This window comes from Luteimonas sp. gir (assembly GCF_037198055.1).
GTDB classification, from domain to species: Bacteria; Pseudomonadota; Gammaproteobacteria; order Xanthomonadales; family Xanthomonadaceae; genus Luteimonas; species Luteimonas citri_A.
Window position 1 is genome coordinate 26,806 of the sequence record NZ_JBBAXQ010000003.1, and the last position, 21,523, is coordinate 48,328.

The following is a 21,523-nucleotide window of genomic DNA, read 5'->3' on the forward strand; positions in this document are numbered from 1 at the left end:
GGACTGCGCGGAGCCTAGCAGGTCGGCATTGCAGTCCGACCAGACGGCTTCATGGCGCGCAATGGTGCGATGCGGTCACGGCGTCGCATCACTCGCGCCACGGACCGCCCGGTAGCGTTGCTCCAGTTCCTGGCGGATCTGGCGCCGCTGCCGGCCTTGCTCGAAGCGCCGGCGCTCCTCGGCATTGACCGGCTCGCGCGGCGGGACCGGCACCGGGCGCCCGTCGGCGTCGACCGCGACCATCGTGAAGAAGCAACTGTTGGTGTGGCGGACCGAGCGGGCCTGGATGTTCTCGGCGATGATCTTGATGCCCACTTCCATCGACGTGCGGCCGGTGTAGTTGACCGAGGCCAGGAACGTCACCAGTTCGCCGACATGGACCGGTTCGCGGAAGGTCACCTGGTCGACCGACAGCGTGACCACGTAACGCCCGGCGTAGCGACTGGCGCAGGCGTAGGCCACCTCGTCGAGATACTTGAGCAGCGTGCCGCCGTGCACGTTGCCGGAGAAGTTGGCCATGTCCGGCGTCATCAACACGGACATGGTCAGCGTGGCGTTGCCTGGGATCATGCGGTGGGCCTGGTGGGAACGGCCTGGAGAATGGCACGCGCGGTGGCGGCCGTCATCGGGTCGGCGTGTATGTCACGGCCGCTCAGCCGGCCGCCGCGAGGCGAGAATTCGCCGCCGGTGCACCAGCGGCCTCGGCGGCGTTGCGCAGATCCGGCAGCAGGCGCAGCAGCAAGGCCAGTTGGGTGCCCAGCAGCCGGCGCCGCGGATCGTCCGTGGCATCGCCGGCGCGTTCGAGCGCCTCGGCCATCGCGGTCTCCGCGGCTGCGTCGACGGCCGGGGGCGCCCGGCGCGCGGACAGCGCGGCCGCGATCTGCGCCAGCGCGCGCTGCAGATGCGCCCCAGCCGCGAACACCGCCTCATCGGCCTCGCTGTCCAGCGTGCCGCGGTGCGCGCCCAGTCCCGACAGATAGCCGAGCGCGGTATTGGACACGGCGAGGAACCGGAAGGCCGCGTCGAGGTCGCGCCGGTAGCGTCCGGGTTCGCGCAGCCGGTTGGACAAGGCCACCGACAGTGCCGCCTCGGCGTTGTGCATGTCGCGCCGGGCGACTCGGTAGGGCAGGTCGTCGCGCATACCGCTGCGGTATTGCTCCAAGACCTGGCCCAGGTAGCGCGCGTGGGCATCGACGACCCCGGCCATGACCAGGTGGAGTTGCCGGCCGCGCCAGTCGGGCAGGATCAGGAACGAGGCGGCCGCGGCGATCGCGCAGCCGATCAGCGTGTCGAGCAGGCGCGGCCAGATCAGCACGAAGCCATCGCCGATCAGGTTGAAGCACAGCAGCGCCATCACCGTGATCGCTGCGGTCGCGAGCGCGTAGCGATCGGTGCGGCTGACGAAGAACACCACCGCGGCCAGCAACGCCAGCAGCAACTGGACCTCCACGCCGACGAACAGCTGCATCAACGCCCAGGTGGCGGCCAGGCCGAGCAGGGTGCCGGCGATGCGCTGGGCCAGGCGCCGGCGCGTCGCACCGAAGCTCGGTCTGCAGACGAAAGCGATGGTCAGCAGTATCCAGAACCCGTTGCGTGCGCCGATCGCATGCATGACCGCATAGCCGGCGCACAGCGCGATCGCCATGCGCAGGCCATGCCGGAACAGCACCGAGGTCGGGCTCAGCTGCCGCCCCAGGCGCGTGGCCATCTCGCGCAGGGTGTGCGGCGAGGCATCGCGCAGGCGTGTGTCCATGCCATCGAGCGGTGCGTCGGACAGGGTGTCCTCGGCCAGTCGACGGTCGATCGCCTGCAGATTGCGCACCAAGGATTCGAGCGAGGCGAGCAAGCGGGTCTGCCGGCCGTCGCCGCGCGCGTGCAGGTGGTCGAGCGACTGGCGCAGATCGACCATCGCCTGGCGTGTGCCGGCACCGTACTGGAACGGGCGGCGCAGACGGATCGCCTCGCCGAGCGCGCGGCAGGCGCGGCCCTGAAGCTCGAGCAGCCGTTGGCCGCGGTAGAGCACGTCGCTGTGGAAGAACGCCTCGGCCAGCGCCTCGTAAGGGTAGTGGGACGAGCTGGCGCGCTCGTGGAATTCCTGCGCCATGTAGTACAGGCGGAAGTACAGCCCCGATTGCACGCCCGGGCGGCCGGAGCGACCGAACCGGCTGATGATCGCGTTCTTTGTGGCCTCAAGCGCCGCGACCACGCGCGCGTTCTGCTCCGACAGCGCGAGCCGGCGTGCGTGCAGGTCACGGTCGCGGATCGGCTCGAACAGCGCCGCCTTCAACTGCAGGTAGCGACCCAGTTCGGCGAACAGCCGGGCCAGCCGCTCGCGGACGGGACGGTTGGCGAACAGGATCGTCCACAGGATCGACAGCGCGCCGTACCAGGCCGCGCCGGCGAGCAACTGGCCCGCGCCGCGCCAGGCTGCCTCGGCGTCGCCAACGCCGTGCTGGTCGATGCCGATCGCCGCATACAGCATCAGCGCCACCGTGCCCTGGGCGATGGATGCGTAGCGTTCGCCCAGGGCGCCGAGCAGGGTCAGTGCGAACGTGGTGGCCGCCAGGCAGGCAATGAAGGCCAGCGGGTAGGGAAACAGCAGCGTGATCGCGCCGGCAGCGGCGCCGAAGCACAGCAGCGACAGCAGCACCGCCTTGGTCCGGCCAAAGCCGTTGTCGTCGGTCTCGGCGATCGCGCTGGCGATGATGCCCAGGAACACCGCCGGCAATGCGGCCAACTGCTGGAACTGCCAGCACAGCGCCATCGCACCGCCGAACGCGATCGATACGCGCAGCGCGGTGCTGGCCTTCTCATGGGCCCACAGCCGGGTCAGGCGCTCATTGATCGGGGAGGGCATGCGGGCGCGGGACGGTCGTGCGGGTTCGGCGCGGTGGGGCCTTAGCTGCGCTCGCGTTCGATCGCGCGCCAGCCGATGTCCTTGCGATGGAACTCGCCCGGCCAGGAGATGCCGGCGATCTCGCCGTAGGCGCGATGCTGGGCATCGGCCACAGACTCACCGAGCGCGACGACGCACAGCACGCGCCCGCCCGCGGTCACCGCCTGGCCGTGTGCGTCGAGCCGGGTGCCGGCATGGAAGACCTTGGTGTCAGGTAATGGCGGCGTGTCCCAGGTGTTGATCGCATCGCCCGTGCGCGGCGTATCGGGATAGTGCTCGGCGGCCATGACCACGCCCAGCGCCGGGCGCGGGTCCCACTGCGCCTGCACGCCAGCGAGCGCGCCGTCGATCGCAGCTTCGATCAGCGCGGCGAAATCCGAGGTCAGCCGCATCATCACCGGCTGTGTTTCCGGGTCGCCGAACCGGACATTGAACTCGATGACCTTCGGCGCGCCGGAGGCATCGATCATCAGCCCGGCGTAGAGGAAGCCGGTGAACGGCACGCCGTCGGCGGCCATGCCGCGTACGGTCGGTTCGACGACCTCGCGCATGATCCGCGCGTGCACATCCGGAGTCACGACCGGAGCCGGCGAGTAGGCGCCCATGCCGCCGGTGTTGGGGCCGGTGTCGCCATCGCCCACGCGTTTGTGGTCCTGGCTGGTCGCCATCGGCAGCGCGGTCGTACCGTCGACCATCGAAATGAAGCTCGCTTCCTCGCCGTCGAGGAACTCCTCGATCACCACGCGCGCACCGGCGCTGCCGAAGGCGTTACCCGAAAGCATGTCGTGGATCGCCGCTTCCGCCTCGTCCAGCGTGGCGGCGACGATGACGCCCTTGCCGGCGGCCAGACCGTCGGCCTTGACCACGATCGGCGCGCCGTGCTGCCGCACGTATTCGATCGCGGTGTCGGCATCGGTGAACACCGCATAGGCGGCGGTCGGGATGCCGTGGCGGGCCAGGAAATCCTTCGCGAACGCCTTGCTGCCCTCGAGCTGCGCGGCGCCGGCGGTCGGCCCGAAGATGCGCAGGCCGGCGCCGCGGAACCGGTCGACGACGCCGGCGACCAGCGGCGCCTCGGGTCCGACGACGGTGAAGGCCACGCCCTGGTCGCGTGCCAGCGCGAGCAATGCGTCCAGATCGGTGGCGGCGACATCGACGTTGCGGCAACCGGCCTCGCGCGCGGTGCCCGCGTTGCCCGGTGCGACCAGCACCTCGCCGACCTGCGGCGACTGTGCGAGCTTCCAGGCCAGCGCGTGCTCGCGGCCGCCCGAACCGATGACCAGAACCTTCTTCATGCGTAGCCGAGAGAAGCGGAGGGGCGACTAGTCTATCGGCCCTGCGCAGCGGGCGCGGTAGGCGCGCGGTAGATCTGTCCTGCACTCAATCGCAACTGTCGCGCTGCAATGCCGCGGGGACGGGCCAGGTACCGGTGGCCGGGTCGAACGCCAGCCGGTATTCGCGGTCCACGTATCGGCCGCAAGCCTCGCCGTGTTCGCGGATCACCAGTGGCCACGCGGGAGCCTTCCGGTCGCGGTCGTCCACCGTCAGGTCGAAGGCGAGATCGAGCGCGTCGTCCGGCGCCTGGGGATGCTCGAGGCTGCTGCGCACCGTCGCCGCTTCGCGGAAGCCGCCCGCGTGCGGCAACAGGAGGCTGCGGGCGCCGACCGTGATGCCCTGGCCGGTGAAGCCGTCCTCGATCATCACGCCGTACAGCGCCGCGCCAAAGCGTTGGACGCGCACGTCGGCGACGTCGCCACTGCTGCCGTAATCGGTGAGGTGCTGCCGGGCCGCGGCCACGGCACGGCCGTCGTCGGCCTCGAGCAGGAAGAGGTCGACCAGCGCACCGGTGACATGACCGGCGCCGTCGGGGACACCGCAGACCGCGACCAGCTCGGCGGGGGTGTCGGCAGTGCCGATCGCAGCGCGTGCGCAGACCTCGCGCTCGGCCGCGTCCTCACCCAGGCCGGCAGCGACCGGGTGGCCCGGCCAGGTGCCGACGAGTTGCGCGAGTTCGCCGTACTGGGTCACCAGGTAGTCGCGAACCCAGCCGCCGGGCAGGCCCACGGGCTCGCCGTCATCGGCCGCCGTGCCGTCGACGCGGGTCGGCTCACGTACAGGTGTGGCCACCGCCTCGGCCGTCGTCGCCGGCAGCGCTGCGGCGGCCGGGGGCTGCGCCTGGCCGCAGGCGGTCAACGCCAGCGTCGTGGCCAGTACGACCGGCCAACCGCGCTTCGACGCAGGGTACCACCAAGATGCACGTGCCATCGCAACCTCCATGAGCGGATGGGCGCCGACCATAGCGCGCGTACCGCGAGGCCGGAGTGAGCGCTCGAAAGCCCCCTCCGCGCTATCGGCGCGGAGGGAAAGCGAAGCCGCTGGCCGGGGCCCGAGGTTTGCGCAGCGAACCTTGGGATTGATGCCAGCCCCGCTGGCATCAATGCCGGAAGTGACGCACGCCCGTGAACACCATCGCGATGCCGTGTTCGTCGGCTGCGGCGATCACCTCGTTGTCGCGCATCGAGCCGCCGGGCTGGATCACCGCCGTGATGCCGGCTTCGGCCGCGGCGTCGATGCCGTCGCGGAACGGGAAGAACGCATCGGAGGCCATGACCGAGCCGGGGACCACCAGGCCGGCGTCGCCCGCCTTGATGCCGGCGATGCGTGCCGAGTACACCCGGCTCATCTGCCCGGCGCCGACACCGATCGTACGCTGGTCCTTGGCATAGACGATCGCGTTGGACTTCACGAACTTGGCCACCCGCCAGGCGAACAGCAGGTCGCCCAACTGCGCCTGGGTCGGCGCGCGCTGGGTCACGACCTTCAATTCGTCGGCGGTCACCTCGCGCACGTCGGCGGTCTGCATCAGCAGACCCGAGCCCACGCGCTTGACGTCGGTGTTGTTGCGACCATCGCCGTGCGGAATGCGCAGCACGCGCACATTGGCCTTCTTGGTCGCGTAATCGAGCGCGGCGGGATCGAAGTCGGGCGCGATCAGCACCTCGACGAACTGGCGATCGAGAATGACCTTTGCCGTCGCGGCATCGAGCTTGCGGTTGAACGCGATGATGCCGCCGAAGGCCGAAGTCGGATCGGTGGCGTAGGCCAGTTCGTAGGCATCGCCGCAGGCCGCACCGACGGCGACGCCGCAGGGATTGGCGTGCTTGACGATCACACAGGCCGGGGCATCGAACTGACGCACGCATTCCCACGCAGCATCGGCGTCGGCGATGTTGTTGTACGACAGTTCCTTGCCCTGCAACTGGGTGAAGGTCGCCAACGTGCCGGGCACCGGATACAGGTCGCGGTAGAACGCGGCCTGCTGGTGCGGATTCTCGCCGTAGCGCAGGTCCATGACCTTGACGAAGTTGCCGTTGCTCTGGCCGCCGAACGGCGCGCGCTTGGCCGCGCCGGCATCCGACGGCTCGGCGATCGCCGACAACACATCGCTGATGCGCGCGTCGTACTGAGCGACGCGGTTGAATGCGGCGACCGACAATGCGAACCGGGTCGCGGCCGACAGCGCGCCATCGTGGGCATCGAGCTCCTGGATCAGTGCGGGGTACTGCGCCGGGTCGGTCGCGACCGCGACGTGTGCGAAGTTCTTCGCGGCCGCGCGCAGCATCGCCGGCCCGCCGATGTCGATGTTCTCGACGATGTCGTCGAACTTCGCATCCGTGGCAAAGGCCACGCGCTCGAACGGATAGAGGTTGAGCACCAGCAGGTCGATCGCCTCGATGCCGTGCTCGGCCATCACCGCATCGTCGGTACCGCGACGCCCCAGCAGGCCGCCATGGACCTTGGGGTGCAGCGTCTTGACGCGTCCGTCCATGATTTCGGGAAAGCCGGTGACGTCGCTGACGTCGCGTACCGCCAACCCGGCCTCGCGCAGCGCCTTGGCGGTGCCGCCGGTCGACAGCAGCTCGACGTTGCGCGCAGCCAGCGCGCGGGCCAGATCGAGCAGGCCGGTCTTGTCGGAAACGGACAGCAGGGCGCGGCGGATCTGCACGGGCGCGCCGGACGAAGCGGAGACGGTCATGGGGTGGCTGCGGAGCGGAAAGAGCCCGCGATTATAGCGGCCGCGGCCAGCGCGCCCTGCGTGGCGGGCGTTACTGGGTCAACCCGTACTCGCGCAGCTTCTTGCGCAGCGTCGCACGATGGATGCCCAGCATCGCGGCCGCGCGGCTCTGATTGCCATCGCAGAAATTGAGCACCTCGGCAAACAGCGGAATCTCCAGCTCGCGCAGTGCGACCTCGTAGAGGTTGTCGGTGTCGTTGCCGTTGAGATCGCCCAGATAGCGCTGGATCGAGGTGGCGACATGCTCGCGCAGCGGGGTCCGTGGCGCCTCGCGCGTGCTGCTGTCGGATCGGTCTGCGTTCAAGGCGGCTCTCGAGCGGATAAAGCGCCGACGGCGGGTGGCGTCGGCAGCGCGGGCATGGCGGCTGGGTGAGTCTATCGTGCGGCGCGGCGACCGGACAAACGCGCCGACCAGCGGTACAGGCCTGTCTACAGCAGTTCGAAGGCGAACGAGACCGCGCCGGGCCCAGGCTCTTTGAGCGTCAGGCGAACGTGCGCAGTGGCGCCGGGCGCGAGCGTCGGCGCAGGCGGCGCGCCGCCCAGATACTCCTGGGCCGTGAACACGCGGCTGCCGATCACGTAGCCATCGATGTCTGACAGCACCAGCCGCAGTTGCGGCCAGGCTTGCGGCCAGCGCGCGTCGTTGCGGAAGGCCGCGCTGACCTGCAGACGGGTCGGATCCTCGGGCTCGGCACGGACATCGCGCGCGAGCAGCGCCAGCGCCGCGGGCTCGCGCCAGGGCGGCAGCGCGCAGCCCAGCGCGCCGCACAGGCGCTCCAGCGCGGGGCGCCAGGCCGGGTGGGCAGCCAGTCGCGCGCGCTCGGCAAGCAGGCCCTGCAGGACCAGCAGCAGGGCCAGCCCAACAGCGGCGACCCACAGCCATCGCCGTGCGCGGGGCGAGGCAGCGGCGACACGCGAGCGGGCGAAACTCGGGACGGTACGCGACGCGTCGTCCGGGGGCGGGGAGGATGCCTTGCGCGTCGGCTCGGCGGGCGGCGCGGGCGGCGCCGCGGCGGACGTCACCGCCATCGGCGGCGCCGCGGGGTCGGGGCGCGGTCTGAGCAGACTGGCTACCGAGACCGTCGGCTCGGGCGGGGCGGCGGCATGCAAGACACCGGCGCAACGCGGGCAGCGCGCCGGTGGCAGGCCGGTCGCCCGGTCGGTGGCGACCAGGTCGCCGCAGTGCCGGCAATGGATGAACATCCGGCTATTGAAGCATGGGCTTGCGCGGATGCGGGCTCAGCGCCGCACGCCGTCGATGCGGACCCAATCGCCTTCGCGCGTGACCGCCAACTGCTCGAACCAGGGGCGATAGCGTCGCAGCAGCGCTTCTTCCTGGCCGTCGAGAATGCCCGACAGCGCGATCCGCCCACCCGGTGCGACGCGCTCTGCCAGCGTCTCGGCCAGGGCATCGAGCGCGGTGGCCAGGATGTTGGCGACCACCACCGGATAGCTCGCCTGTGGCGCGTCGCTGGGCAGAAACACCGTCAGGGCCGTGTCCACGCCATTGCGCGCGGCGTTGTCGCCCGAGGCCTGGAGCGCCTGCGGATCGTTGTCGACGCCGATCGCCTGCGCGGCGCCCAGCTTGAGCGCGGCGAGCGCGAGGATGCCGCTGCCGCAGCCGTAGTCGAGCACGGTGCAGCCGTCGAGCACGCCATCGGTGGCCAACCCATCGAGCCACTGCAGGCACAGCGAGGTCGTGGGGTGGGTACCCGAGCCGAAGGCCAGGCCGGGATCGAGGCGGACGATCGCCGCATCGTCGCCGGCTTCCTCGGGGACCTCGCTGTTCCAAGGGACGATCCAGGTGCGCGCGCCGAAGCGCAGCGGCACGTACTGGTCCATCCAGGCCCGCTCCCAGTCCTGGTCCTCGACCTTGGCGAAGCCGGCACGGGTCCAGTCGAGCCCGCCGTCGAAGGACTCGAGCGCGGCCAGCAGCGCCAGCGCGTCGGTGTCGACCTCGAACAACGCGGTCAGCACCACGGAGTTCCACAACGGTGTCTCGCCCACGCCCGGCTCCAGGATCGCCTGCTCGTTGGAGGTATCGGCGTCGGCGTCGAGCATCGTCACCGCCAGGGCCCCCACGTCTTCGAGCGCGCGCGCATAGCGTGGCTGCTCGGCTTCGCTGCAGCGCAGGCTCAGTTCGAGGTGAGGCATGGTGAATTTCCGCGACGTGGGGCCGGCATCTTCGGTCCCATGTCCCGGCGCGTAAAGGCCGCAGTGTCGCTCAAGGGGCCGGCGGCGGGTCGGGCGGCGGCGGCGCGGGGTCGCCAACGGGTTCCGACAGCGGGCCCTGCTCGACGCTGTCGGCCGGGGGCGCGGCGGTGCGGTCGCCGTCCACGTCCTGAGCGGTGACGCCCGCGCCCGCGTCCGGATTGCGGGTGGCCGCGTGGTCGGGCGGCGGCACGGTCTGCGGGTCGGTCGATAGCGCTTCTTGCTGATCGCGGCGGTCGCAGCCGGCGGCGGCGAACAGGACCAGCGAGGCGAGGGCGGCGGCAAGCGGGCGCACGAACGGCGTAGGACGCATGGCGGGCTCCGAGAAAGGGCGGCACATCACCTTGCGGGCGGCGGGTGCATGCAGCATGTCAACGCGCGTCTCAGAAGGGAGCGCCGGACGCCACCACTGAGGTCCGCCCTGCAGGGTGTGTGAGCTCGCGTGCGGTGACGTGATGGCAGTCACAGATTGCGGCTGGGATCCCGCCCGGGTGGGCTGCCGCGATGGGCTACAATCGCGGTCCCGCCCGGTTCTGCGCGCGCCGGCGGCATTGCCGCCCAGGTCGAATGGCTCGGCGTGGGCGATCCCGCTCCTGCCCGGACCTGCCGGAAGCCCACCTTGCATCTGAGAGTCGCCGCCGCCCTCGTGCTCGCCGCCGCCGTGGTCCTGGGGCTGGCGTTCTCGCGTGCCGATGCACCGGCTGCGGCGAACCGGAGCCGTGACGCGGCGCCGGTTGGCGATGCATTCGCCATGTCGCGGGTGTCTGGGGCTGCGACAAAGACGACCCCACGGTTGGGACGGACGACGCGCCATGCCACCTCGCAGCGCGTGGCCTCGGCGGTCCCGGTCTCGCCGCGGCAGGCCTTCGAGCGGTCGCAGGATCTGTTCGCACTCGCGCAGCGATTGCTGCCGCTGGCCGAGAGCGGCGACGCCGAGGCGCGCTGGCTGGTCAGCCGGATCCATGAGTACTGCGCCGGCTATGCCCGGGCGCCGGTCGACTACGCACGCGACACCTTGTTGCTCGCCAGTCTGCCCCTGCCGGCCGCGCGCCCGCTGCGGGACGCGCGCGCCCGGATCGAGCGCCGCTGCGGCCGCTTCGTCGCCGACGACGCGCCGAGTTTCGTGCAATTGGTGGAACAACGGCGCGAGGCGGCGCTGGCCGGCAGCCTGCCGGCCGAGGCGGCGTTGCTGTCGATGGGCGCGCCGCTGGCCGACGACGAGGACTATCGCCGGGGGCTGGTCGACCGCGTGCTCGAATCGGCCGACCCGGATGCCTACACCGCACTGGCCCCGGCGATGGGCGAGGCGGCGGCCGGGGATCCGGCGCTGGCCGGTCGCGTGGCCGGCTCCCAGAACGCGGAGACCGCCTGGCACAACGCGGCCTGCGGCCTGGGCCTGGATTGCAGCGGTGACGGGGCGCTGATGACCCGGTACTGCGCCGAGGGTGGCATCTGCGCTCAGGATGAGAGCCAGGATTTCTCGGCGTTCGTCCGGGAGGCGTCGCCGCCGCAGGACGCCGAACAGATCGAAGAGATGACAGCTGAACTACGACGCGACCGGCAGGTCGGGATGGTGATGAGATGAAGCAGCGGGCGTTTTCGCGCAGGGTACGGTTCTGGTTCTGGGCTGCGGTCTTCTTCGGCTACTCGGTCGCGGTCGCAGGGGTGGTCGTCGATGCGATCGGCGACCATTACGGTGGCCTGGCCGAAGTCGCCGAGACCACCATCGAGGCGCCGCCCGAACAGCGCCGCCTCGGCGCTGCGCAGGTGGCCGCGTTGTATCGCGCGCAGAGCCCGACCCCGTTTCGGACGTTGCCGCCCGGGGCCACATTCCGTGTGGTCTGGCCGGATGGGTCGAGCGAGCTGGTGCGCATCGTCAGCCAATCGAGCGAACACGGCACGCAACTGGTGGAAGGCTCGCAGGTCGGCGCGAGCGGTGTGCCGTCCACGCAGGCCGAGGTGCAGGTGGTGCCAGTATCGACGGCGACGCCGGCACGCCGCGCGCCCGGTGCGAACGCGCACGTCGACTGAGATGGTCAACCGGCCTTGCGCTCGCGCCATCGGCCATGCGGCGCGCGGCAGTGTCGAGGCAACCGGCCTGTAGATCGAGAGGCAGAACGCGATCGATCCGCGTGCGCGATTCAGGCGCAGCGCTGACGGGCAGCGTCCCCACAGCGCATTCATCGCATCGTTGTGCCCGTTGCCTGCTTCCGAGATGGCGAAAGTTCGTCCCAGGCGTCACATCGCGGCCATGCCCGCTTCACGACGCTTTTATTGGCGCATTCCCATAGTGGATTCAAGGCCGGGACGATCGTCCCGTCGCCGGTGACTCCCCCACACGCCATCCCGCCATGGATCGCCGCCCTGCCCGGGCAGCGCGCCGTATGACGGCCGTTCGTCGCCACGCTTATCGGACTTCGTCATGCCACAGCCCATCGACCACCCAGGACCCGTGGTCCGCGCCAAGACCGTTCGCGGCTTGCAGCGCCAACGCGATGCACGCGGCCGGTTCGCCCGTTCCGCTCCGACCGCCCGGATCGCAGTCACCGCGCGAGCGCGACAACCCTCGCTGTTCGTGACGTCGGAGATGAGCGACTTCGTCAAGGCCGGTGGTCTGGGCGAGGTGGCCGCTGCGCTCCCACGCGCGTTGCGCGCGCGTTATGACGTGCGGGTGCTGATTCCGGGCTACCCGGCGGTACTGGAGAAGGCCGGCGCGCTGGAGATCGTCGGTGAGATCGCCGGCAGCGCCGCATTGCCGGCCTGCCGCATCGGCCTGGTGCGCCAGGCCGACGGCCTGCCGGTCTACGTGCTGCTCAACGCCGCGCTGTTCGAGCGCGAGGGCTCACCCTATGTCTCGGATGCCGGCACCGACTGGGACGACAATGCAGTGCGCTTTGCGACCCTGTCGCATGCAGCCGCGCAGATCGCCGCCGGCCGCGCTGGCCTGGATTGGACGCCGCGGTTGCTGCATCTCAACGACTGGCCGTGTGCGCTTGCCGCCGGCTACCTGCGTTGGGAGGGGATCGCGGTCCCCAGCCTGCTGACGATCCACAACCTCGCCTACCAGGGCCTGTTTCCGGCGACGATGGCGCCACAGTTGGGCATTCCCGAGGCCGCCGCGCCGGCGCTGGACTTCTACGGCCGGCTGTCGTTCCTGCAGGCCGGCATCGTGCATGCCGACCAGGTCAACACCGTGAGCGTGAGCTACGCGCGCCAGATCACCGGCCCGGAGCTGGGCTGCGGACTCGATGCGCTGCTCGCACGCCGCGCCGCGGCCGGGCGCCTGAGCGGGATCATCAACGGCGTGGACGCCAGCTACGATCCGCGCACCGATGCGCATCTGCCCGTGCACTTCAGCGTCAATCAGTGGCAGGGCAAGAACGTCAACGCCGAGCAGGTGCGGCGCGAGTTCCATCTGCCGCAGAGCCGCGGACCGCTGTTTGCGGTGGTGTCTCGGCTGGTGCACCAGAAGGGTATGGACCTGGTGGTGGAGGTAGCGCCGCAGATCGCCGCCGCCGGCGGCCAGATCGTGTTCGTCGGCCAGGGCGAACGGCAGATCGAGCGCTCGGTGCGCACGCTGTGCGGCCGCTATCCGGCGCACATGGCGGCGATGATCGGCTTCGAGGAGAGCTTGGCGCGACGCGTCTATGCCGCATCCGATTTTCTGTTGATGCCCTCGCGCTTCGAGCCTTGTGGGCTGAGCCAGATGTACGCTCAGCGCTTCGGCAGCTTGCCGATCGCGCATGCCACCGGTGGGTTGATCGATACCGTCGACGACGGGGTGACCGGCTTCCTGTTCGCCGAGCCGTCGGCCGATGCGCTGCGCCGTTGCGTCGGACGCGCGTTCCGGACCTGGCGGCTGCCGGGTCTGATGTCGGCGATGCGTCGCGCCGCGATGCTGGTGCCCTCGGGCTGGGAGCACGCAGGCCAGCGCTACGCCGACCTCTACGCGCGCACCGCGGCGCGCGCCGCATGAGCGGATCTGCCAGCGCCGGCCACGATCCGGCGCATGCCTCGGACGACCTGGGGCCAGAAGTCGACGCATTGCTCGAGGCCTGCGCCGCCGATGCATTCGCGCTGCTCGGCCCGCACGTCCAGGCCGATGGTGACATGACGGTGCGCGCGCTGTTGCCCGGGGCACACGGCGCGGCGCTGGTCGACGCGACCGGTGCGGTGCTGGCGCCGATGCGCGCGCGCGATCCGCGCGGCCTGTTCGAGGCGCGGCTGGCGACGGGGACCGATTACCGCCTGCGCATCGAATGGCCTGACGCGGTGCAGATCACCGAGGACCCGTACCGGTTCGGCCCGGTGCTGGAGGAGGCGACGCTGCATGCGCTGCGCGACGGCGATCCCGATGCGACGCGCCGCGCGCTCGGCGCCCATGCCAGGACGCTCGATGGCGTGCCCGGCACCGGCTTTGCGGTCTGGGCCCCGAATGCGCAGCGGGTCGCCCTGGTCGGCGACTTCAACGCCTGGGACGAGCGCCGGCATCCGATGCGCCTGCGGCATACCGCGGGCGTGTGGGAGTTGTTCCTGCCGCAGGATCTGGCCGGGCAGCGCTACAAGTTCGCGATCGTCACTGGCGACGGCCGGCGCTTGGCGCACAAGGCCGATCCGCTCGCGCGGCAGGCCGAACTGCCGCCGGCGACCGCGTCGATCGTCCCGCAGCAAGGGCCATTCGCGTGGACCGACCAGGCCTGGATGGCCGAGCGCGAGACACGCGCCGACCTGCCGATGAGTATCTACGAAGTCCACGCGGCGTCGTGGCAGCGGACGTCCGACGGCGCATCGCTGGACTGGGACGCGCTCGCCGCGCAGCTGGTGCCCTATGTCGCCGGGCTGGGCTTCACCCATGTCGAGCTGCTGCCGGTCGGCGAGTACCCGTTCGGCGGCTCCTGGGGTTACCAGCCGACCGGACTGTATGCGCCGACCGCGCGCCACGGCGGGCCCGACGGCTTCGCCCGCTTCGTCGATGCCTGCCATCGTGCTGGTCTGGGCGTGATCGTCGACTGGGTCGGCGCGCACTTCCCCGACGATGCACACGGGTTGCAGGGCTTCGACGGCACCGCGCTCTATGAGCACGCCGACCCGCGCGAAGGCCTGCATCGTGACTGGAACACGCTGATCTACAACTACGGCCGCAACGAGGTCTCGGGCTATCTGATCGGCTGCGCGCTGGAGTGGATCGAACGCTTCCATCTCGACGGGCTGCGCATCGATGCGGTTGCCTCGATGCTCTACCGCGACTACAGCCGCGGCGACGGCGAGTGGGTGCCCAACGAACACGGCGGGCGCGAGAACCTGCAGGCGGTCGCGTTCCTGCGCCGGCTCAACACCGAGGTGGCCGCCCGCCATCCCGGCGTCTGGGTCATGGCCGAGGAATCGACCGCGTGGCACGGGGTGACCGCGCCGGTGGAGGAGGGTGGCCTGGGGTTTTCGCACAAGTGGAACATGGGCTGGATGCATGACACGTTGCAGTACATGCAGCGCGACCCGGTGCATCGCCGGCACCACCACAGCGAGATGACCTTCGGCATGGTGTACGCGTTCTCCGAGCGCTTCGTGCTGCCGCTTTCGCACGACGAGGTCGTGCACGGCAAGGGCGCGCTGTTGTCGAAGATGCCCGGCGACGACTGGCGCCAGCGTGCCAACCTGCGGGCCTACTTCGGCTTCATGTGGGCGCACCCGGGCCGCAAGCTGCTGTTCATGGGCGGCGAGTTCGGCCAGCGCCGCGAGTGGGCCCACGACGGTGCGCTGGACTGGCACTTGCTCGACGACCCGGGGCATGCCGGGATCCAGCGCCTGGTCGGTGATCTCAATGCCCTGCTGCGTGCGCACTCCGCACTGTATGTCGCCGACGACCGGCCCGAGGGTTTCGACTGGAGCGTCGGCGACGACCACGCCAACAGCGTGTTCGCTTTCCTGCGCCATCGTCCCGGCGGCGGACGTCCGGTGCTGGTGGTCAGCAACATGACCCCAGAAGTTCGCCACGGCTATCGGGTCGGGGTGCCGCATGCCGGGCGCTGGCGCGAGATTCTCAATACCGACAGCGCCCACTACGGCGGCAGCAATGTCGGCAACGGCGGTGATGCCGTCACCGCCCCCGAAAGCATGCACGGTCACGCACAGTCACTGCGGCTGACCCTGCCGCCGCTGGCGACGATCTGGCTGAAATGCCTCGGGTGAGCACGCCGGCAGGCGCCTGGGGCGCGCAACTGCAGGCTGACGGCACGGTGCGGTTCTCGATCTGGGCGCCTGCCTGTACGCAGGCCTGGTTGGTCCCCCAGGACGGTGCGCCGGTGCCGATGCGTGCCGACGGCGACGGTGGCTTCGTGCTCGACCAGCCCGCCGCGCCCGGCCTGCGCTATCGCTACCGGCTCGATGACGCGCTGGTGCCCGATCCCGCCTCGCGCTGGCAGCCCGACGGCATCGACGGCCCGAGCGCGGTCGTCGATCCGGCGGCCTATCGCTGGCGCCACGACGACTGGCGCGGGCGTCCCTGGAACGAGACGGTGCTCTATGAACTGCACGTCGGCGCCTGCGGCGGCTATGCCGGCGTGCGTGCGCAGCTGTCGCGGCTGGCGAAGCTGGGAATCACCGCGATCGAGTTGATGCCGCTGGGCGAGTTCCCGGGCGCGCGCAACTGGGGCTACGACGGCGTGCTGCCGTACGCGCCAGCCTCGGCCTACGGCACGCCGGACGAACTGCGCGCGCTGATCGACGAAGCCCACGGACATGGCCTGATGGTGTTCGTCGACGTGGTCTACAACCACTTCGGTCCGCACGGTAATCATCTGCCGGCCTACGCGCCGGTGTTCTTCCGCAGCGACACGCCGACGCCGTGGGGCGCGGCGATCGATTTCCGCCAGCCCCGGGTGCAGCGTTTCTTCATCGACAACGCGCGCATGTGGCTGCACGAATACCGCATCGACGGGCTGCGGTTCGACGCCGTGCACGCAATCGCGCCGCCGGCGTTCCTCAAGACCCTGCGTGCTGCGCTGCGCGCCGAGATACCGGCGCAGCGGCACGTGCACCTGGTGCTGGAGAACGAACACAACACGGCCTCATGGCTCGGCGGCGATGGCTACGACGCGCAGTGGAACGACGACTTCCACAATGCCTTGCATGTGCTGCTGACCGGCGAGACCGAGGGCTACTACGCCGCGTTCGCCGATGCGCCGGCCGCCCACTTGGCGCGCGTGCTTGGCGAGGGGTTCGCCTTCCAGGGCGAGGCCGATGCACGCGGCCTCGTGCGTGGCGAACCCAGTGCCCAGGTGCCGCCGCAGCATTTCGTGGCGTTCGCACAGAACCACGACCAGATCGGCAACCGGGCGTTCGGCGATCGGCTCGCGTCGCAGCTGCCGGCCGCGCGGCTGCGCGCGGCGCTGGCGCTGACCGCACTCACGCCGATGGTGCCGCTGTTCTTCATGGGCGAGCCCTGGGGGGCGACCGCGCCGTTTCCGTTCTTCACCGATTTCCCGCCGCCGCTCGATGCCGCGGTGCGCGAAGGCCGGCGCCGCGAGTTCGCGTCGTTCGCCGCCTTCGCCGATCCGCAGGCGCGCGCGCGGATCCCGGACCCCAATGCGCTCGCGACGTTCGAACTGGCGCGTCTGGACCCGGGCGAGGCCGAGGCCGGGCCGGGCGCCGAATGGGCCGCCTGGTTCGCCGACCTGCTGGCGGTGCGCCGCGCGCAGTTGGTACCGCGGCTTCGCGCGTTGCGCGCACAGGGCGCGCGCGCCATCGCGCCGGCCGCGGTGCGCGCGGCCTGGTCGGATGGCACGTGGCACATGGAGCTGGTCTGCAATCTGGGCACGACGCCGGTCGCGTTCGAGCCGGAGCTTGCGACCCCGCTCGGCCACTACCGCAGCGACGGCGGTCCCGATGCGTCACAGGTGCCGCCCGACACCACGGCGCTGCGCTGGGGGCGGGCATGAACGCCGCGCTCCATGCGTTGGCCGACGCCGCCGGGCTGTGCCGCGCATGGGAGGACGCCGCCGGCCGCGCGCGCATTGTCGACGACGGCGCACTGCGCGCGATCCTCACGGCGTTGGGCCTGCAGACCCATACACCGGCGGCGATCGAGGCGGCGCGCCGCGCATGCGCCGCTGCCGACGCGATCCCACCGCCGCTGGCGACCGCCGAAGCCGGCATGGCCTGTCGTTTGCCGGCCGGCGCCACACTGACACTGATCCATGAGGACGGCGACGAACATGTGGTCACCGTCCCGGCGGACGGCTGCACTCGCGCACCGGTCCGGCCCGGCGACTGGCGATATGTCTGGCACGGGCGCACGCAGACGCTCGCGGTCGCCCCGACGCGCTGTTTCGGCGTCGCCGATGCGCTCGGTATCCCCGCACCGCGTGCCTGGGGCGTCGGGCTGCAGGTCTACGGCACGCGCGCCGTGGACGATGGCGGCGTCGGCGATGCCGCCGGCGTGCTCGACTGGGCGCAGCGGGTCGCGGCCGCGGGCGGCGATGCGCTGGCGCTCAGTCCGGTGCATGCCGCGCGACCGCCGGGCGGCCTCTACAGTCCGTATTCGCCCAGCGATCGGCGCTTTTTCGATCCGGTCCACGCCGCACCGGCCCTGGTGCTCGGCGATGACACCGTCCGCGCGCTGTGCGCGGCGCTGGCGTTGTTCGCGACCGACGGCGCGGACGCGGATCTCGTCGACTGGCCGGCCGCGGCCGGGCTGCGCTGGCGTCGGCTGCGCGCGCTGCATGAGGCGCGCGATCGACTGCCCGAGACCGCCTGTGCGGCATTGACGCAGTTCGAAGCCGCAGGCGGTTCCGCGCTCGACGCCTTCGCCAAGCACGCCGCCGCCGACTTTGGCGATGACGATCCGTCGCTGCATCGCTTCGCGCAATGGCTGGCGGCTGGGAGCTGGGACGTTGTGCAGGACGCCGCTCGGCAACACGGCATGGGCCTGGGGCTGATCGCCGATCTCGCGGTGGGCTTCGACCCGGCCGGCGCCGAGGCCGCCGCCTGCCCGGACGCGGTGCTGCAAGGGCTCGAACTCGGCGCGCCACCCGACGCCTTCAACGCCGAGGGCCAGGTCTGGGGTGTCACCAGCTACGCCCCCAGCGCTTTGCGACGCCAGGGCTTCGCGCCGTTCCGCGCGTTGCTCGATGCGACGATGCGCGGCCGCGGCGGGATTCGCATCGACCACATCCTCGGCCTGATGCGCCTGTGGGTGGTGCCGCGCGGCGCGCCCTCGTCCGCCGGTGCCTACCTGCGCTGTCCGCTGGACGATCTGCTCAATCTGGTCGCGCTGGCGTCATGGCGCCATCGCTGCATCGTCATCGGCGAGGACCTGGGCGTGGTGCCGCCCGGCATCCGCGACACGCTGGCCCGTCGCGGCGTGCTCGGCATCGACGTACTGCCGTTCACCCGCGACACCGATGGCGCCTTCCTGCCGCCGTCGCGCTGGCGCCGCGAAGCCATTGCGACCACCACGACCCACGACCTGCCGACGCTGGCCGGCTGGGCATGCGGCCGCGATCTCGATTGGCGCCTGCGATTGGGGAGCCTGGCGCCGGCGGACCAGCGCGTGCAGCGGCAAGCACGCGCGGCCGATGTTGCCGCGCTCGACGCGGCTTGTGCGCAAGCAATGGGGACGACCGGGCCGACAGCCTGGCGCGCCTTCGTCGCCGCTTCGCCTTCGCCGCTCGCGCTGTTGCCCGCCGAGGATGCGTTGGACCTGGACGAGCAGCCGAACCTACCGGGCACGGTCGACACCCATCCCAACTGGCGCCGACGCCTGCCCACGCCCGACGCATCGTTGGATGCAGCGCTGGCCGCGTTCGATCGCGCGAGGAAATGCCCATGACCGCGCTGCGCGCGACCGCCCGGCTGCAACTGCATGCCGACTTCGGCTTCGACGCTGCCGCAGCGCAAGTCGACTACTACGCCGCGCTTGGTGTCAGTCAACTGTACCTGTCGCCGGTCGGTACCGCGGTGCCCGGCTCGACGCACGGTTACGACCAGATCGATCCCACCCGTCTCAATCCCGAGCTCGGTGGCGACGTCGGCTTCGCGCGGCTGGCGCGCACTGCGCGTGACGCCGGCCTTGGCCTGCTGCTCGACATCGTGCCCAACCACATGGCCACGCACGCCGACAATCCGTGGTGGTGGGACGTGCTTGCCCAGGGACGTGCGTCGCGCCACGCGGACTGGTTCGATATCGACTGGCGTGCGCCCGGTCGCGAGGGTCGGTTATGGCTGCCGGTGCTCGACCGGCCGCTGCGCAACGCGATCGCCGATGGCGTGTTGCAGGTCGAGGATGGTGCGCGCGGCCCGGTGCTGGTGCATCACATGGTACCGTTCCCAGTGACGGGCGCGCCCGAAGGCGACCGCGCCGCCTGGTGCGCCGCCTGCAATGCCGACCCGGCGCGGCTCGAGGCGCTCGCGCTGGCGCAGCCCTACCGGTTGGCGTGGTGGCGCACGGGCTTCGATCGCGTCAACTACCGGCGTTTCTTCGACATCACCTCGCTGGCGGCGCTGCGGATCGAGCACGTGCCGGTCTTCGACGCGGTGCATGCGCTGCCGCTGCGGCTGCTGGCCGAGGGCGCGATCGACGGCGTGCGCATTGACCACGTCGACGGCCTGGCCGATCCGCGCGGCTACCTGCGGCGCCTGCGCCGCGCCCTTGATGCGGCGAGCATGGGGCCCGATCGACCGGTGCTGCTGGTCGAGAAGATTCTCGCGCCGGGCGAGGGGCTGCCTGCCGACTGGGCCTGCGACGGCACCACCGGCTACGACTTCATGGACCAGGTCGCCGGCGTCTTGCATACCGGCGAGGGCGAGGCCGCGCTGCAGGCGCAATGGCGTGCGGCCAGCGGACGCAGCGGCGATTTCGCTGCCGAGGAACGACTGGCGCGTCACCAGCAACTGGACCGGGCGCTGGCCGCAGAAGCCGACCGCGCGGCGCGCGCCCTCGACGCCGTGGTCGCCGGCGATGCCGCGTTGCGCGAACTGGGGGCGCCGGCGCTGCGCCGGGCGCTGGTCGCGGTGCTGTGCGAGTTTCCGGTCTACCGGACCTATGCGCATGCGGGCGGCTTCGACGCCGACGACCTGGCGCGCTGGCAGACCGCGGCGCAGCGCGCGCTCGCGCGCGACGACGATGCGGTGCTGGCGGTCGCGGTCGCTGCGCTGCTCGAGGCCTTGCAGCGCCCGGGCGCGGCCTCGCGCGCGCTGCGCCTGCGCTGCGAACACCTCTCGGCGCCACTCAATGCGAAATCGGTCGAGGACACCGCGTTCTATCGCCACGGCGTGCTGCTCTCGCGCAACGAGGTCGGCAGCCACCCCCAGCATCTGGCACTGCCGGTCGAGGACTTCCATACGGCCGCTGCCCGCCGTGGGCCGCGGGCGTTGCTGGCGACCTCGACCCACGATCACAAGCGCGGCGCCGACGTCCGGGCGCGGCTGGCGCTGTTGAGCGCCGAGCCCACCTGGTGGGCGAATGTCGTGGCCGATGTTGAGTCCTCGCTGGTCGAAGCCTGCGCGCCGGTCGATGGCGGTGACCGCGCGATGCTGTGGCAGACGCTGGTCGGCGCCTGGCCGCCCACGTTGCGCGCCGACGACAGCGCCGGCGTCGCGCACCTGCGCGAGCGCGTCGCCGCCTGGCAGCTCAAGGCCTTGCGTGAGGCCAAGCTGCGCTCGTCGTGGACGCGGCCTGATGCCGACTACGAGGCCGCGGCGACGGCGCTGCTCGGTCGCGCGCTTGCCGACGACAGCGCGCGCGCGGTGCTCGCGCAGGCGGCCGAGTGCTTGGCCGCGCCGGGCGTGGTTGTCGGCTTGGCGCAGGCGGCGTTGCAGTTGTGCGTGCCCGGTGTGCCGGACCTGTACCAGGGCTGCGAGGGCTGGGATCTGTCGCTGGTCGATCCCGACAATCGACGTGCGGTGGACTTCGACTTGCGCCGGGCGTGGCTGGCTGACGACCGCGCACCCGATGCGGACTGGCGCGAGGGGCGTCCCAAGGCCTGGCTGTGGCGATGTCTGTTGGCCTTGCGTCATGCGCACTCGGCGCTGTTCGCGCATGGCGACTATGCCCCGCTGTACGCCGACGGCGATGCAGCCGATCGAGTGCTTGGATGTACACGACGGCATGACGGCGATGCGCTGATAGTGCTCGTGCCGCGCGCGTTCGGGCTGTCCTGGGTCGAGGGGGACGCGCCGGCACTGGTTCCCCGGGTCTGGAATACGACGTCGATCGTGCTTCCCGATGGCCGCTGGCGCGATGCGATCGCCGGCACCGTCGTGACAGGCGGGCGGCATCGGCTCACGGCGCTGTGGTCGCGGTTTCCCCTGGCGGTGCTCACCGCCGAACGATGAGTCGAACGACA

16 protein-coding genes are annotated in these 21,523 nt (G+C 71.1%); 7 read left to right on the forward strand and 9 right to left on the reverse strand.

The window, feature by feature from the left end; all coding sequences use genetic code 11:
- Positions 1 to 75: 75 nt before the first annotated feature.
- The 9 genes from WAF18_RS06585 to WAF18_RS06625 all read right to left on the reverse strand — a co-directional run bounded on the left by WAF18_RS06585 (position 76) and on the right by WAF18_RS06625 (position 9,495).
- On the reverse strand, positions 76 to 570 hold the full coding sequence (locus WAF18_RS06585) for an acyl-CoA thioesterase (protein WP_337244401.1): 495 nt from the start codon (positions 568 to 570) through the stop codon (positions 76 to 78).
- Between the two features lie 82 nt (positions 571 to 652).
- Entirely contained in the window at positions 653 to 2,857 is a 2,205-nt protein-coding gene (yccS, locus tag WAF18_RS06590; protein WP_337244402.1) for a YccS family putative transporter, read from the reverse strand.
- Between the two features lie 41 nt (positions 2,858 to 2,898).
- The gene (purD, locus tag WAF18_RS06595) at positions 2,899 to 4,191 is read right to left on the reverse strand and encodes a phosphoribosylamine--glycine ligase (RefSeq protein ID WP_337244403.1); all 1,293 of its coding nucleotides are present in this window, start codon (positions 4,189 to 4,191) and stop codon (positions 2,899 to 2,901) included.
- An 85-nt stretch (positions 4,192 to 4,276) separates the two neighbouring features.
- Positions 4,277 to 5,161 (reverse strand): hypothetical protein, encoded by an 885-nt coding sequence (locus tag WAF18_RS06600; protein WP_337244404.1) that lies wholly within the window; start codon positions 5,159 to 5,161, stop codon positions 4,277 to 4,279.
- Positions 5,162 to 5,330: 169 nt separating this feature from the next.
- The gene (purH, locus tag WAF18_RS06605; RefSeq protein WP_337244405.1) at positions 5,331 to 6,932 is read right to left on the reverse strand and encodes a bifunctional phosphoribosylaminoimidazolecarboxamide formyltransferase/IMP cyclohydrolase; all 1,602 of its coding nucleotides are present in this window, start codon (positions 6,930 to 6,932) and stop codon (positions 5,331 to 5,333) included.
- A 70-nt stretch (positions 6,933 to 7,002) separates the two neighbouring features.
- On the reverse strand, positions 7,003 to 7,275 hold the full coding sequence (fis, locus tag WAF18_RS06610) for a DNA-binding transcriptional regulator Fis (protein WP_337244406.1): 273 nt from the start codon (positions 7,273 to 7,275) through the stop codon (positions 7,003 to 7,005).
- Positions 7,276 to 7,400: 125 nt separating this feature from the next.
- The gene (locus WAF18_RS06615) at positions 7,401 to 8,174 is read right to left on the reverse strand and encodes a DUF3426 domain-containing protein (RefSeq protein ID WP_337244407.1); all 774 of its coding nucleotides are present in this window, start codon (positions 8,172 to 8,174) and stop codon (positions 7,401 to 7,403) included.
- Between the two features lie 36 nt (positions 8,175 to 8,210).
- Positions 8,211 to 9,125: a 50S ribosomal protein L11 methyltransferase gene (gene prmA / locus WAF18_RS06620; protein WP_337244408.1), complete on the reverse strand. Its 915-nt coding sequence runs from the start codon at positions 9,123 to 9,125 to the stop codon at positions 8,211 to 8,213.
- 70 nt (positions 9,126 to 9,195) lie between these two features.
- Positions 9,196 to 9,495 (reverse strand): hypothetical protein, encoded by a 300-nt coding sequence (locus tag WAF18_RS06625; protein ID WP_337244409.1) that lies wholly within the window; start codon positions 9,493 to 9,495, stop codon positions 9,196 to 9,198.
- A gap of 306 nt (positions 9,496 to 9,801) precedes the next feature.
- Here WAF18_RS06625 and WAF18_RS06630 point away from each other — a divergent pair, with 306 nt between their 5' ends.
- The 7 genes from WAF18_RS06630 (at position 9,802) to treY (ending at position 21,512) form a co-directional block, all read left to right on the forward strand.
- A complete protein-coding gene (locus WAF18_RS06630; RefSeq protein WP_337244410.1) occupies positions 9,802 to 10,767 on the forward strand; it encodes a hypothetical protein in 966 nt (321 codons plus the stop codon).
- On the forward strand, positions 10,764 to 11,213 hold the full coding sequence (locus WAF18_RS06635) for a hypothetical protein (protein WP_337244411.1): 450 nt from the start codon (positions 10,764 to 10,766) through the stop codon (positions 11,211 to 11,213). Before WAF18_RS06630 ends, WAF18_RS06635 begins: the two co-directional genes overlap by 4 nt.
- A gap of 391 nt (positions 11,214 to 11,604) precedes the next feature.
- On the forward strand, positions 11,605 to 13,158 hold the full coding sequence (gene glgA / locus WAF18_RS06640) for a glycogen synthase GlgA (protein WP_337244412.1): 1,554 nt from the start codon (positions 11,605 to 11,607) through the stop codon (positions 13,156 to 13,158).
- Entirely contained in the window at positions 13,155 to 15,368 is a 2,214-nt protein-coding gene (glgB, locus tag WAF18_RS06645; RefSeq protein ID WP_337244413.1) for a 1,4-alpha-glucan branching protein GlgB, read from the forward strand. Before glgA ends, glgB begins: the two co-directional genes overlap by 4 nt.
- Positions 15,365 to 17,116: a malto-oligosyltrehalose trehalohydrolase gene (gene treZ / locus WAF18_RS06650; protein WP_337244414.1), complete on the forward strand. Its 1,752-nt coding sequence runs from the start codon at positions 15,365 to 15,367 to the stop codon at positions 17,114 to 17,116. The genes glgB and treZ overlap by 4 nt, the downstream gene beginning before the upstream one ends.
- Positions 17,113 to 19,008, forward strand: coding sequence for a 4-alpha-glucanotransferase (locus WAF18_RS06655; protein ID WP_337244415.1), 1,896 nt, complete (start codon positions 17,113 to 17,115; stop codon positions 19,006 to 19,008). The genes treZ and WAF18_RS06655 overlap by 4 nt, the downstream gene beginning before the upstream one ends.
- On the forward strand, positions 19,005 to 21,512 hold the full coding sequence (gene treY, locus WAF18_RS06660) for a malto-oligosyltrehalose synthase (RefSeq protein WP_337244416.1): 2,508 nt from the start codon (positions 19,005 to 19,007) through the stop codon (positions 21,510 to 21,512). Before WAF18_RS06655 ends, treY begins: the two co-directional genes overlap by 4 nt.
- Positions 21,513 to 21,523: the final 11 nt, after the last annotated feature.

Coding starts and splice junctions, on each gene's coding strand:
- WAF18_RS06585 (WP_337244401.1), bottom strand. CDS start 570: ATGATCCCAGGCAACGCCACGCTGACCATGTCCGTGTTGATGACGCCG.
- yccS (WP_337244402.1), bottom strand. CDS start 2,857: ATGCCCTCCCCGATCAATGAGCGCCTGACCCGGCTGTGGGCCCATGAG.
- purD (WP_337244403.1), bottom strand. CDS start 4,191: ATGAAGAAGGTTCTGGTCATCGGTTCGGGCGGCCGCGAGCACGCGCTG.
- WAF18_RS06600 (WP_337244404.1), bottom strand. CDS start 5,161: ATGGCACGTGCATCTTGGTGGTACCCTGCGTCGAAGCGCGGTTGGCCG.
- purH (WP_337244405.1), bottom strand. CDS start 6,932: ATGACCGTCTCCGCTTCGTCCGGCGCGCCCGTGCAGATCCGCCGCGCC.
- WAF18_RS06615 (WP_337244407.1), bottom strand. CDS start 8,174: ATGTTCATCCATTGCCGGCACTGCGGCGACCTGGTCGCCACCGACCGG.
- prmA (WP_337244408.1), bottom strand. CDS start 9,125: ATGCCTCACCTCGAACTGAGCCTGCGCTGCAGCGAAGCCGAGCAGCCA.
- WAF18_RS06625 (WP_337244409.1), bottom strand. CDS start 9,495: ATGCGTCCTACGCCGTTCGTGCGCCCGCTTGCCGCCGCCCTCGCCTCG.
- WAF18_RS06635 (WP_337244411.1), top strand. CDS start 10,764: ATGAAGCAGCGGGCGTTTTCGCGCAGGGTACGGTTCTGGTTCTGGGCT.
- glgA (WP_337244412.1), top strand. CDS start 11,605: ATGCCACAGCCCATCGACCACCCAGGACCCGTGGTCCGCGCCAAGACC.
- glgB (WP_337244413.1), top strand. CDS start 13,155: ATGAGCGGATCTGCCAGCGCCGGCCACGATCCGGCGCATGCCTCGGAC.
- WAF18_RS06655 (WP_337244415.1), top strand. CDS start 17,113: ATGAACGCCGCGCTCCATGCGTTGGCCGACGCCGCCGGGCTGTGCCGC.
- treY (WP_337244416.1), top strand. CDS start 19,005: ATGACCGCGCTGCGCGCGACCGCCCGGCTGCAACTGCATGCCGACTTC.